Below are 13,450 nucleotides of genomic sequence, written 5' to 3'. Positions count from 1 at the left end.
AAAAGGAGAACTAGACCTAAAAAAAGGCTGGTCACCAAACCTCAAACTGGGGAAATTTGGTCCAGCACTTTTGGGGAAATTTGACCCAGCATTGACAATTTGGGCCAACTGGGCCTAAAAGGCCCCAAGCTACAAAAGTTGCCAAAAATCAAAACAATTAAAGAACATGCTGGGTGACTGTCGTTAGTATCTCGGAGTATGAGATGGTAAGATGCAGACTATGGCTCCCGTTCGCTGCACCGCGAAAACTCAGGTAAGTGAGTAGCGGTTACCTGCGTCGAGGGCCATTACCTGCCATTAGAGCGTTTCCATCAAGAGTTGAGACACGCTAACCCGAAGTCCTTCCACTTTTCTCGAACCAGTCCAGGTCGTGGTTGCCGGAATGGTCATCATCCAGATGTGAGCAAACAAGGTAGTGAATATCTAAGGGAGAGTGAGCGTCCGGCGAACCTGACCTACCGATGATGTGTTTGCTCATCTATACTGCGGGCTGTTTTTCGGCAGTGATTTGGAAGATAAAGCGGAGTAAGAAGGTCCTCGCATTGGTGTTATGTGCTACAGGCCATTTCCTACGAATCCAACCACAACCAGTGCTGACAGCATATCATGTCAACGTCCTGGTGGCTGATAATGTCGTCAGCGAAGAATTTGTTAGTGGAAAACGTACACTTAAAGAACTGAATATCACACAGCACCTCATGGAGGTAGTGCTACCCAGCTAACTTGTAAAGTTTATGCCTCATGGCGGTTCGATGTGAGAAAAACACAGTAATTGGTATCTTTTTCTGCATCGGCTTCGTGCCATAGGTGTAAGGGCTTGAGATCCAAATGTGGCGGGCGCGAGATTATCGCGAATTTGGGCTCAGATTATTTGAGACTGTAAATCCAGTTGGGCTCAGATTATCTGAGAACGAGCGCACATTATGTGAGACAGGCTCACACTCCTGAGACTGGACACAGCGCCATGAGACTGATGCCAATAAGTTAATGCGCATCCGCCTCCAAGCCCACGCAAGATCACAAGAAAAGACCAGAGGCATAAAGCAACCTTGTGATGATTTTCGTAACGGGTTCTCTTATGCTCAATCCGTGCAGTTCAGGATTACTTTTGGGCTGCAAGAAAAACGTAGGATTTTCTTGTTCAGCGCTGGTGTGAGCCTACAGTCGAACCGCAATTTATGACCAATTGCAGACATTCACGCTACACAACGGGCCACTCAGCCAGCGCGGCTTCTCAACTACAGGTCAATTTTTCAGCTTGTTGCTCGGTGGTAAGCGTCCGGCGTGCCTTGCGGTTACCCACAAATGTCTGGCGGCTTGGTGATGCGTACACTTTCAACGAGATCGGCAAGCGTGAAAAGCCGCACAATATGACTGTTGCGCCAGCAGTGTGGGTCAGCTTTCAATGCTGATTGGCAACGTGTCCGAAATACGCGAGCAGAAAACCGATTAAACTTTGCGACAGAACCGCAAATCACTCACGCCCTCATAGGCTCATCTGCAATCAAATCTCTTTGAGTAATGGGTTCAGAAAGTCGTTCTGCAGTGGCCTCAGGATCCAAAAGAAACTCCAGGTGGGTAAAGATCTCTTGTTTTTGCGGATCTGTCAGCCGAGAAAGACAACGGTCCGATGAAGACTGCCCATGCAATATTTCCTCATTCATATGGGCATTCAAATCTTCTCCCCTCCTGTGTAGCTCAGAGAGGATGAGTTTTGTGGCTTCAACATTACCTACCTCGATCGACATGTATAATGGTGGCACATTATTAGATTTTCGACGTAGCGTTACATCCGCTCCCTGCTCGATAAGATATCTTACCTTCTCGGCATTTTCTTCTTTAGAATGAATGGGGCTCAGGACCGCCAATGTCAGCACTGTATCGCCATTTCGCTCTTTCGTATAACTATTGATCTCTTTAAGGACGTCAAAGTGATCGCCTTTTTCCCGACACGCATCCACAAGCAACCTAAGTGTCTCCACTTTGGCATTTTTTGCCGCCTGTTGGAGCATCGACACCTTAGTTTCTTTCCCAGTGAATAAAGGATCAGCTCCAGCCCTTAGCAAATTGGCAACAGAAGAATGTTGCGTCTCAGCAGTTGCCTTAAATGGATTTGTGACATGAAAAATTAATGGAGACCAGTCTTCGAGGTCAACCTGATGTATCGCTTTGTCATTTGAAATACCACGCTTCTTGAATGAATCGAGAACAGCGTTAAATATCTCAGGATCACGAATACAATTGTGATGTAAGAGCGTTCTCCATCGTGATCCTGTTATACTTAAATCTGCTCCGCCTTTAATAAGGGGGCGAAGATAATTTTCTGGATTTTGTTTCTGCGCAGCATCAAATATCAATTTGTCGATAATATGTGACCCCTGCTCCAATGTTCTTTCAAGCGTTGTCCCTCCCAGAATTTGGGCTTGCATTGTTGGTTTCTGCTGCACCATAAAATCAATAAGCGCCTCCAGAGTTGCAGGCCGGTTTTGTTGCACCGCATATGCAAATATTGTCTGAGGATGAAAAGGCTCGTCTTTAATCATAAGCTGGCCTGCTGCCAAAACGGACACAGCGACCTGACTTAGTCCCCTGGCAACTGCAGTTTTCGCGATCTGCTGGCGATCCGCATCTGAGAGCTCAACAATAGTTTCTTTTGGCAAATAAGCGATGGCTTCAACGTTGTTGACCTGATCAAACGAGACCTGATGACCAGTCTCAATAACCTTTGCCGTCAAGCGGGGTATCTTTAAAGTATCTATAAGGTGGTTCAGTTGTGTTCTGGTTTCACGCGCCTGGGCATTTTTGTGATTGACTGGCTCAGCAATTTTCTCAAGCAATTGCGCCTGCAAATCTGGCGAGCGTTGAATCGCAGTTAAGACTGCTTCAGTTTCTTGCTTTGCAAAGAAGTCCTGAGCTTCAGCACCATGCAGATCGGTTTGATAAAAGTGCAGCAGGTCATCAGCAGACCTCGTGTTTTCGATGGCTTGCATGATCAAGGGGTGCGTCACTTGTCTTGGCCATTGCGACAAATCTGGCAATACACTTTCGATCACTTTCGATCTGAAGGATGTGCCTGAAGGTACTTTTGTAGTATAGGGTCGCAAGTCTCCAAGCGTCACCGGTTGCAGGTCTTCAACTCCACCTGATGGATCAATTCTCGCGGTTTTGAAGCTCATGTTCTGGATCGTGACAATTGCTCTGTTGTCCTCACCCGCCAGCCGCTCAAACAAACGAAATCCTTCAAACGACGCACTTGCCTTATCAGGAATCGGAGCAGAAGCCTGCAGCGCTATATTGCCGTCTACAGCAAGAAGAACCTTTCCGTTCTCTCGCGCAGTTTCAACTTGATTTCTGAAGACCACAGCCTCGAACGAACCGTTGGGGCCCTGCTCAGGAGAAGACGCTGAAATAATTTTATCTCTGCTGGCAGAAAGAAAGCCCTGAATTATCAGCTCTCGAAGATGTTCTTTGACCGGTCTCAATGAGATATTTGCGCAGTCCTCGTCCTGCTCGGTCATATAGAACAGATCTAGTTTCCCATCTCGAACCAGCGGTCTCAACTCAGTATTAAAAAATTCATTAACTTCTTTAAGTAGTTTCTCGTCGATATTTTCGAGATTAATCCAATCTGTCTCTAGTTTGGGGGTAGCATCCGAAAAAGTGAGTTCAGCTAAAAATTTGGGTTCCACACCGGGTTTGTTGAAAATCTCTATTAAACGCTCAAACTTCGATTGAGCAAGACGATCGACCAAGGCTGCTGGCGTGAAAGCATCGTGTGCAGTTATTTTTGCATTGGTAAGCAACTGCTCCTCAATATGGCCTGCATTCTCGAACATATCATCAAACTTTTTCAGATTCAGGATATCTGCAATCTCATTGTAGACTTTGTTGTAACAGTGGATTTCATTGCCTCGGGAAAACTTAATCTGGCTGAGGGTGTGTCTCACGATAGCGTCTGCGATCACACGCCGTTCATTTTGTATCTGTGACGGCATGTCAGTATTCTTCGATTGCAAAATGAGGCAGGCTGTCTGCATACGTGTGCCCACACCTCCGGCGCAATGCTGAATTCCATGGACCAGTTCATCAAGAGCGATTTTTTTCAGATCGTCAGGAACACTATTATCTCTCAAAGCAAGCAAAATAACACGAAGCAGTTTGGGTCCCTCTTGCGCGACAAAAGCGTCCTCATCCAAAGACGTATCCTTGATGTGTCTCACAAAGCTTTCGATATTCTTCAAGGCTTCGTTCTGCTTACTTGGAAGATGCTGCTTGACTTCTTCTTTGAGTAGTTCAACGTCCGCCAAGTAATTTTTCTCATAACTAGCGTATTTCCCATCACCTGCTTCACGGAACAGCGCAAACCTCCCGTTGCTGGAGGCGTCATATTCAGCCACTGGGCCATACTGCCTGCCCTCCGCTTTCTCACCCGAAGGACTTGTTAATGTCGGGTTCTGTGAGATGACCTCAAATAGAGGGCCGCGGGGTTGAGTTATATGAGAATTACTAAGGATCGGCATTTGCATCATTCCACATAGCGTAACTTATCGCAGAGAAATAACATGCTCCAAGCTTCAACCTTGTGTTGAATAAAACAGATTAGAGAGATGTGAGGCTGTATCGACTCACATTAGTTGCGAACGGCGGCAGCATGGACCGGCGTTATTGCGTTAACCCGGCGATGAGGTATTGGAGTTCGTCCCTGATCCCAGACAATCGCTGATAGTTTCTGCTGCCCGGCGACCGGATAGATCACATCGCAGATCCGCCTCTTTGGGTGTTCCATGGAGGCCACGGCAATCTCTGCCAGCAAGCGCTCCTTGCCGTGAACCGTCTCGATTTCACGGCTAATATCCTTAATCGCCTCACGCTTGGATTTTGCATTGATCCGATGGGTCTGTTCCATCAGAAGGTCAATCACCCGATCAATCATTTGGGATTTGCGGACTATCAGATAAAGAGCGAATAGGCCTAGTCGGTGCTCAACGCTGTGTCTGTGGTATGCGTCTGCTGTACCCGACCTATAAACCTGCAATAGACCCCGTTACGCTGTTTTCTCAGCGTAACACCATGGCATGAGGTCGTTGAGGCAGGTGATTTTGTGATCCGCGATTTGTGCCAGAACCCATGTGTGTCAATCAGCATTGAAAAATACTCACAGCAGCTCTCTTGAAAACTTCTAAATGAGTAAACATAACCGCTGATAGATGTACTCGAACGGCGGCTTCGGCCTTCATTAGCAACGGCCTCTCACTTACCTGAGTTCTCGCACTTGCAGTCTGCGACAGAAAACCGAACCGAGCTATAGGCTGAAGGAGATTGACCTGTAGTTGAGAAGCCGCGCTGGCTGGATAGCCCACTGTGTAGCGTGAATGTCTGCAACATGGTCACAGTGACATGCTACTCCTGTGATTGCTTGTGCGCCGATGAAGGTCAGTAAAAGGGGCTGAGAGGAACAAAGTAAATTCTCGAAAGCATCCATGGCATTTTTCAAGAGTGCTAATTCAACTCCTGATGGATCAGCCCGAATGGCCGGTTATGGCCCGACGCACCTTGACGTAGCCATGCTCATTTCCAGTTGTCCCAATCATTGGCCTTTTTGTAGCTAGGCGAATCTTCCCAGATGATTAGAAAGCTGAGATCGCAACTAATTTACCGAAAAAGTGGTAGGTGAGTTCAACTCCTTGTGCTTTTTTCGTCTCCAAAGCGTTGTAGCCTTCCATGGGCTCTAAGATCTACTATTCTTAGCTTCCGAGCAACTTACTCGAGTTCAGTAACAGGCATTGAAGCTTGAAACTCTAAGGTTCGCAGGAACGCTATCAAATTTTCAACGTCATCCTCATTGAGCAATTCAGGTTTGAATGTTTCATTGCTCCATATTGATAGGCGTTTGTAAAACTCAGCTCTCTCAAGTTGGTCAATTTTGTTAGCTTGATAATCTTTCAAAGGATCAAAGTGATAGATAATCGCATCTTTTAATGATAGCACCGCCCCTGAATGTGAGTAAGGTGCTGTTTTGGATACATTGTAGAGAACAGGTGTCCGGAACTTATAGATCTCATCTGCGTCAAGTGTCGTATTGAAGCGGCCATAGTCAACGCCATAACCATTCTTACCAAAGCCGATCTGCGGAAAAGGTATGGAGTGAAACTCCATATCCGAGAAGTATGGCCCATTGTGACAACCGCTGCATCGTCCCTTTCCGTAAAACACGAGACCGCCCTTCAGTTCCGCTTCTGCTAAAGTACCACTTTCAAAAACAAACTTCGAAAATTTTGTCCGCTGTAGCTGAAAATTTTCGCGGATGAAGGCAGCAAGTGCCTCGGCAAGGTGCAAAAAGGTAACTTCGCTAACTTCAGGATATGCATCCTTAAGCTCATTTCGAAGGACGTCATTACTCAAAACTTGGGCAGTTACTTTCTTATATAATTCAGTTGCTGAACCCACCGACTCTGTTTCAAATATCAAGTTGTCCTTGCTATCTCGTAGCATTTCATCAAGTTCGGCTGGTGGCAAATGCACTGCAATCACAAGCGGATCATCTGAAGGTTTAGTGTTGCCGAACTGGCTGCTTATCTGCTGGCCAATCTTATCGACTTTACCATCCCAAAAGAAACGATCAAACTCTAGCCCGCCGACACCCCATAGAGCTAATGTATTGCGAGGAATGATTGCTCCTTTGCTTTTTAGCCTGCGGTCACCATGACCAACACCACCCACTCCGATCGCATTAGGTAAGCCATCAGCAGAACCAAAGCGATCCAAATGACAAGAAGCACATGCGGTATCTTCATTCAGAGACAGAAGTTTACTTTCAAACAAAAGCTTGCCGACTTTAACTAAATCAGGGTTTACATTCACATGAGTTTGCTCAGGCTTTACAAAGCCGTTTTCAATCGCGGCGTTTTTGAGAACTGTCTCTCTTAAAGAGCTGGCAAAGGATGGTGTGCAAATCAATACACATGTCACAGCAACAAGAAGCTTAATAACGAATTTCATGGACTTTAATCACGTGCTTTAAGTTGTCACCGCGTTCTTCAATTGATGAAAGAACCATCTCGCTAACCTCATTCTCAGTTAGCCCCCATTTGATGAGCGACTTTCTCTTTAAGTCATAATCCTGACAATCGATTAACGCGATTTCTGCGGCTTGCAAGTTTGTTACATTTGCCTCATTGGGCGTTTGAGACAAGTTTTGCTCAGCAACAAAATGGCTTCGCATCGCATTGTCACACTCAAAAGAAAGCTTAGAGAACTCGTCTTGGTTCATTGCTATTAAGGCGCTCTTCCAAAGAGGCTGTGCAATGATTGCAGTTCCAACACCAGTTATAAAGAAAGAAAACGCAACTAAGCTAGTTGGCAGCAATCCCAAGCGCATTCAGGACCTCCGTATTGATAGACCCAGTCACTTGGATCCTTAATGCCTTTTGGAACTTAGAGATTGCAGCCCTGGTCTGCGGTCCTACAACTCCATCAATGGCGCCGGTGTAATAACCCTTCAAATACAGCGCGGCTTGAACCTTTCTTGCGATCATCAAAAACTTCTCAGAGTTTCCTGGTAGTGTTTTTTTCTTCGCTGCAGAAGGAAGGCTTGGAAGGACTGAAGATGGCGGCGTGCTTTGGATGTTTCTGGATGAAGGAGCCGGATAACTTGGAGCTGGGGTCACTCGTTTAGGCTTGTAAATATACCCACCACCGGAAGAAGACCGATGGCTAGAATGTGAACGGTGGCTGGAGTGAGAACGGTGTCCTGCAAGATTGTAGATATGGTTTAGCTTCAATCGTTCTACAGCACCCGGGATTTCTGGCTCTAAGTCTGTATGTGCTGTATTCACCGCTGCGTTCCCTTCTGAAATTGGGAACCCGGCTGCAACTAGAGAGGGGATAAGAAATTTTCTAAGTTTCATAGCTCACCTGTCAATTGGGGTAAATATTCTCAAATCCATGATTTTCTGGGTACCACTCGAAGAAGCCACCACATTTCCTTTGATCAGTGCAATCTGAGCATTGTGGTAAAAACTTCTGTTTCCAGTCTGATATGGCTTGATGGGAGTAATCTCGATATTTCGAAGGGATGGTGCACCTTGGGAAATTATACAACGCGACCTCTACACCTGATGCTAGCAATAAGTCCATGGCAGATGAAATCGGATTGAAGTCCAAAGAGTTATCATAGAACTGCTTACTCCAGTTCTTTCGAGCAAATCCGATGTTTTCCATCTGCATTACTGCCCAAACAGATGCGAAAGAGATATCCTTAGATATAAAGGATGCAAGATTTAGAAGCTTCTCGACATTCTCCTGCATCAAGACGGTTCTAAGCTCCAGATAGCTGCCAGCCTGTCCAAGAATAGCAAGATTGTTACAGAGCCTTTCATAGGCACCAGATTTCCCTACAATCAGGTCATGTGTTGCCGCGTCTTCTGAATACAGTGGAACTCCCCAAAGCACTCTTCGGAACAAACTGTTACTTAGTATCGGAAGGTCACTTTCACTGAGATGCTGACCATTGGTCAGAACATGAAACTTGATGTCAGATCGCTCTTGCAAGCACTCAGTCATCATGTTGAGCAATCTTGTTTTGTGTAGGAGTGGCTCTCCCCCTGAAATGCCTATTGTTGCATCAGGAGGGGCAAGTTTGACCGCTGCTGCAAACTGATCAAACAGGTCAACATGATGTTTTTTGGGAGGCTGCGAACACATCAAGCATAACTGATCACATTGCTCGGTGATCAACAGCGTGTTGTGTTTCGAATTTGCTCTAATTAAGCGATGTACAGATCGACCTTCAGGCAAAAACATAACGACATCACCATCGATGCTTCTTACATCTTCAACTTCTAACGCAAATGAGAAGCCATGGAAGTCAAACTCTGCAATTCCTTCTGCAGTTGAGACTAAGCAGGCCTCATGTTGGTTTGCATGTTCAACATCGCTACGTAATCGCACGACCAACGGTTCGTCTAAAGGTAAGCCAGAAGTTTTTAAGCGGAGTGGGATCATAGGCATTCCCTCACCAACTCAGGTGAAAAGTTTGGAACTCCTAACCACAAGCTAATAGAATGCTGCGTCTTCTCATCCGTATCTAAGATCAACTCAAATAAAAAATCGAACAAGTTCATATGTTTACGACAATAATCCGTATCTACCTTCGGAACATCGACGCGACCGTATCTAGACAAGTCATCAATCAAATCTATCCCACAATAGGGCTTGTAAGCACAATGAACACAATCTGGAGCGTTATCATTGAGTGATAGTTCATTGAGCCTGGATAGTAGTTCGAAATCCATGCCATCTTTGACATTCCCGACAGCAAGATTGATGTTGCCAATTCTCGTCAGCATTCGTGCTTCATCTGTAGGATAAAACTGTCCGTCATAATCGATCAGCAAATAGTCAGATCCCAAAATGTTGGGATTTCTAATATCAACGTGACCATTTGCAGTACCAAGAAACACACGGCGAAGAAGATGAGAAAAATAGAAATCTTCTATCCAGTCTTTATGCTGCCAGTTGTACTCAATCAGCTTTTTAATAAAGGCCTTATGATACATCGTCCAAGGGTCAATGGAGCCTGTTGCATCATGCTTCTTTCTGGCGAACCCATGGTGATTTATTGGTCTGAGGAAAATGGAGCGCATTCCAAGCTGGGCAAAGTTAGAAATCAAGTCGTTCACGCTCGGAAGATTTTGAACATCTAATGTTGGCAAAACTGAAACGCGTTCCTCACCGCAAAGAGCGATTGCCTTTTCTAAGTTCTTCATGAAGAGCCCAGTTGTGGCATTATCCCTTGTTCTCTGCTTCTTGTGATTGTCAAAAGAACCGTCGAATGACGTACTTATTTGAGTGTCATCTGTCTGAAAGAAGGCCCAGGCCTCATCTGAGACATTCTGCAGGTTCGTGCAGACTACGAACTCAGATGTATCAAAATTAGTGCGGCAAAATGATCGTATCTCTTGCAAGATATCGAGTCGAAGGAGCGGTTCTCCTCCTTGAAACTCTATCTTAATGTCTTTCGTTTCCAGCGAGCCCAAAAAAGCTTTTACTGCCTCAAGGGTTTGTGCAGACCAATCAAACCCAGATGCATTCTCAGCAACCCTGGATACCTGGCAATAAGAGCAATCTAGGTCGCAACGGAGTGTTGGAACAATAACAACATAGCCTAGCTGATTAGAGACATATGAGCGTTTTAGCCAGCGATTTGCAAATCCAATGCTGGGTAAATCACCGAGCCGGCTGTACGTAAAACCGGATTTAGCAAGGATATGTCTGTCTTCTTCGCTAATCTGATGTGCCACATACCGATCAATCAAAGCTTCTGACCCAAAAAGAAAGTCGCCAGCGTCATTGGTTATAACATACTGTTTGGTGGGCAACTTCCTGAAACGAATGGGTACTAAAGTCTGGCTCACGACAACACCTGCAGAAGTGTTTGGCGAAGCTGGATGGAATCTGACCTCATTTTCTCTCGGTAAAGCGTGTGACTTACTTCTCTTTTCAAAGTCTGTTTTTTGTACTCACCAATTGATCTAAAGACAAAACTCGTATCATGAAGCTCGATTTCCAAATCAGGAAAAAGATATGTAAGCCTAAGATAGGCGTCGTCTTTGACTGGCAAAAATGTTTCGGGAATTGAGAATTCACACTGTAGTGTCATAACTATTTTAAACTCTAGCGCCCATTGGTCGGCGGTATTTGCATACATTGTGCACTTATTTACAAATAGAATAAAATGAAAATTTTGAAGTTAGTACTGTATGCCATCACTTGCTATTTCTTTATGAAATAAAGCTCCTTCTCTTGCGAAAGAAAGAATTTATGCGTTCATCGATAGTCTAGCGTGCCGACATTTAAATAATATTCATAGTAATATTATCGACCAACTAATGTTATTACCGATATCAACATGAAAAAGGGAAATACTAGCTTTTCTTAATCAAATTAAACAGCTCAAAAAAGAGAAGTAATTAGTGTGTTTAAGGGTTATCAGTTTTGGTAGATTAGCTATCCCGCCGCTTGATAGCTAAGTTTAATTAGCTCAGTTCAAAGATACCTTGGATTAAGCTGAACAAAACTGTCTCTTTTCCTTCCAGAGCAGCATGTGCTGTTTCGCTTAAGGGAGCAGTTCTTAATTTAAGAAAAGCTCGCTCCATTTCACGATGTCCTAGTTGCGAAAGATTTTCTTTTGCCTTTTCAAGGGCCTTGTCTTCTGTAATTCCAACTCCAAAAGCACTCTTCTTATAATAAGCAATGTACATAATAATCTCCTATTAGAACGTGAGTAAATTTCTCACTTTCGTAGTAGGAGAGGTTTCTTCCGGTTCGTTCACCCGAGAGTTTAGCCCCTGATCTTTGTGCATTGCATTTGAAGTCGCATGCATGTGTAATCAGGGGCCGGCATTCAGCATCTATCGTGTTATTGCAGCAAGAAGAATGCTACCTCACTTACAGATTTGATCGTGTAAAGGGCTGAAACGTAAAGCTTCATCGGATGATAATTTCAATTTATACAAAACTATAACACGCTTAAAACGGGTAATGTACTCACAGTGGAATTTCTTGTTAGGTGGCAACCACTTGAGCGGCCCCAATGCCCCCTTTGCTCTGTTTACGGATGCCTGGACTGCAAAGAGGTTCCTCATATCATTGGAAAACGCTCTTCGTTTATCTGCGTCCCAGGAAGTGGCCCCATGGTCCCAAGCCCATTTTAGTGGGACCAAATGATCTACATCCATGTCTTTTGCGTCTAAAAACACCTTGTTAGTGTATGGGTCCAACCAGCGACCGCGAATGACCCGACACCCAGCACTATTATATGTGGGAGCTACACTGCTGATTTCGGCTAAAAGCTCATGTCTGGTGTTTTGACAATCACCATCCTCATCACCCCAGGCCCCAAAAAGCTCTCTCTTGTAAGCGTTCTCTGGGGCGTCTTTAGGAGCTTTGCTATACTGCTGCACAGTCGTGCTCGAATGACTTGATGGTCTATAGTTTTTTGGAAGTCGTCCACTTTCAAGGCATTCTCCCAAGCTATTGAATGGCTTAAAGTGTTTGGTTCGGCTGTAATATTGACTATCTGGCGCATGACAGATGCCAGACTTAGACAGCTTTACAATAGTCTCACTTTGGACGAATGCTGTGCTCCAGAGTATGAGTGCAGTAAATAAGGCTAATGTTTTCATTGCAGCGGAAATTTGCCTCATAAAAATAGTTTCTCCTAAAACAACGCTAAAGTCTCGATCATTTTGGATGCAGCTCCTATGCAAAATCAATCCAAAGTTGCTCTGCGCGAGGTTTTTTTACGCTTCATACTCTGCTTGACCATTGTACAAGTGAGACAGTGGGGGTTCTGTGTGTTAGCGTTCAATGAATGGAGTTTCGGGGAGCCGCAAATGAGTTCACACAACAAACTTGTCGCTAGTCGCTGGTCTTATGCTTTGCTGTTGCTAGGGATTGTGTTGGGACTATTGGGTCTCACAATAGTGGTTTTTGAACCATTTCAAGCACTAGTCCTCGGTTTCCTATCTTTAAGCTCAAACTGAAGTAACTGATGAGTGATTGTTTGAAAGAGCTTGCGTCAGACTTATCTATACCTCTTCAATAACGAGCCTAAAAAAGCAGTTTAATAAGATGTTTCAATTTGTAGTGGATTGGACTGAATGGCCGCAGTTGGCCCGACGCATCTTGACGTAGCCATACTCACTTCCAGTTCTCTACGCCGCAGCGAACGTCAGCAAAGTCCAGACTTCAATTATGAAATCGAACCGCGTTGACAGGCAACTTCGGATCATTGGGCGTCATTTCAGAATGATAGTTTATTACTCACAGACCATACCCCATTTTGCTCTATAGTGCCGCAAACGCACTCGGGCGTTTAAAATGGATAATGTCGGAAAATATGTAATTGCAATCTTTTAATACGCACTAATGAAGTGTAGTAAAATAATTGAAATTGATTTTTTCCTACACATGGGTATTCGAAATGATACGTGGCTATATAAGAACCGACAAACACGAACACACCAGAGATGGCCAGATGGAAGAGTTGCGAGCCGCAAACTGCGAAACCTTCCGCGTTGATGAGGGAATTTCGCGGCGCGCCTTCCTGAAGCCTGAGCTTAATAGGCTGATGCAAGAGGCTGTTGCGGGTGATGTGTTGGTATTTTGCTCTTTGGATCGTATCGCAGAATATCAACGGGATTTAGCTGAATTCTTCGCTAAATGTCAAGTGCTCGGCGTTGATGTGGTGGTTCTTCGTGAAGGACTAAACACACTGGAAAACCCAGGTGTGTTTCAGGTTATGGCGGCGTTTGTTGGCTTTGGTCGCGGGCTGGATGATGAGCGGCGCGCATTGGCGATTGAGAAGGCGAAGAGGAAGCAGGGGCGACCGTCTAAGCTGAGCGAAGAGCAGCAGCTTGAAGCTGTTGAAATGAAGGCTTCAGGCAAG

General features: G+C 45.0%; 9 protein-coding genes. 1 reads left to right on the top strand and 8 read right to left on the bottom strand.

All coding sequences use genetic code 11. The annotated features are described in order from the left end of the window. Positions 1 to 1,478 precede the first annotated feature (1,478 nt). From PPL9_RS00930 to PPL9_RS00890, 8 genes are all read right to left on the bottom strand, one after another. Positions 1,479 to 4,397 (bottom strand): hypothetical protein, encoded by a 2,919-nt coding sequence (locus PPL9_RS00930; RefSeq protein ID WP_152986554.1) that lies wholly within the window; start codon positions 4,395 to 4,397, stop codon positions 1,479 to 1,481. A 233-nt stretch (positions 4,398 to 4,630) separates the two neighbouring features. Beyond that, on the bottom strand, positions 4,631 to 4,933 hold the full coding sequence (locus PPL9_RS00925) for a hypothetical protein (protein ID WP_057460886.1): 303 nt from the start codon (positions 4,931 to 4,933) through the stop codon (positions 4,631 to 4,633). Positions 4,934 to 5,760: 827 nt separating this feature from the next. Further along, positions 5,761 to 6,999: a His-Xaa-Ser system-associated MauG-like protein gene (locus tag PPL9_RS00920; RefSeq protein ID WP_057460885.1), complete on the bottom strand. Its 1,239-nt coding sequence runs from the start codon at positions 6,997 to 6,999 to the stop codon at positions 5,761 to 5,763. Then, a complete protein-coding gene (locus PPL9_RS00915) occupies positions 6,983 to 7,378 on the bottom strand; it encodes a TIGR03982 family His-Xaa-Ser system protein (protein WP_200962025.1) in 396 nt (131 codons plus the stop codon). Before PPL9_RS00915 ends, PPL9_RS00920 begins: the two co-directional genes overlap by 17 nt. After that, positions 7,353 to 7,907 carry a His-Xaa-Ser repeat protein HxsA gene (gene hxsA, locus PPL9_RS31005; RefSeq protein ID WP_082596439.1) on the bottom strand — a complete coding sequence of 185 codons (555 nt, stop codon included), beginning with the start codon at positions 7,905 to 7,907 and terminating at the stop codon, positions 7,353 to 7,355. The genes PPL9_RS00915 and hxsA overlap by 26 nt, the downstream gene beginning before the upstream one ends. A gap of 10 nt (positions 7,908 to 7,917) precedes the next feature. Continuing rightward, positions 7,918 to 9,003: a His-Xaa-Ser system radical SAM maturase HxsC gene (gene hxsC / locus PPL9_RS00905; protein WP_057460883.1), complete on the bottom strand. Its 1,086-nt coding sequence runs from the start codon at positions 9,001 to 9,003 to the stop codon at positions 7,918 to 7,920. Beyond that, complete coding sequence (gene hxsB / locus PPL9_RS00900) at positions 9,000 to 10,415, bottom strand: His-Xaa-Ser system radical SAM maturase HxsB (protein WP_057460882.1); 1,416 nt, start codon at positions 10,413 to 10,415, stop codon at positions 9,000 to 9,002. Before hxsB ends, hxsC begins: the two co-directional genes overlap by 4 nt. A gap of 621 nt (positions 10,416 to 11,036) precedes the next feature. Then, entirely contained in the window at positions 11,037 to 11,261 is a 225-nt protein-coding gene (locus PPL9_RS00890) for a hypothetical protein (protein ID WP_057460880.1), read from the bottom strand. A gap of 1,724 nt (positions 11,262 to 12,985) precedes the next feature. Between PPL9_RS00890 and PPL9_RS00880 the strand changes: the two genes are divergently transcribed. Further along, positions 12,986 to 13,450, top strand: a 465-nt coding sequence (locus PPL9_RS00880; protein ID WP_152986553.1) for a recombinase family protein, incomplete at its 3' end; no start/stop codon positions are given.

The sequence above is a fragment of the Pseudovibrio sp. POLY-S9 genome (assembly GCF_001431305.1).
Taxonomy (GTDB): Bacteria; Pseudomonadota; Alphaproteobacteria; order Rhizobiales; family Stappiaceae; genus Pseudovibrio.
Note: the sequence above shows the minus strand (reverse complement) of the source record. Positions and strands in the feature narration are given on the sequence as shown.

Coding starts and splice junctions, on each gene's coding strand:
- PPL9_RS00890 (WP_057460880.1), bottom strand. CDS start 11,261: ATGTACATTGCTTATTATAAGAAGAGTGCTTTTGGAGTTGGAATTACA.
- PPL9_RS00920 (WP_057460885.1), bottom strand. CDS start 6,999: ATGAAATTCGTTATTAAGCTTCTTGTTGCTGTGACATGTGTATTGATT.
- hxsA (WP_082596439.1), bottom strand. CDS start 7,907: ATGAAACTTAGAAAATTTCTTATCCCCTCTCTAGTTGCAGCCGGGTTC.
- PPL9_RS00925 (WP_057460886.1), bottom strand. CDS start 4,933: ATGATTGATCGGGTGATTGACCTTCTGATGGAACAGACCCATCGGATC.
- hxsC (WP_057460883.1), bottom strand. CDS start 9,003: ATGATCCCACTCCGCTTAAAAACTTCTGGCTTACCTTTAGACGAACCG.
- PPL9_RS00915 (WP_200962025.1), bottom strand. CDS start 7,378: ATGCGCTTGGGATTGCTGCCAACTAGCTTAGTTGCGTTTTCTTTCTTT.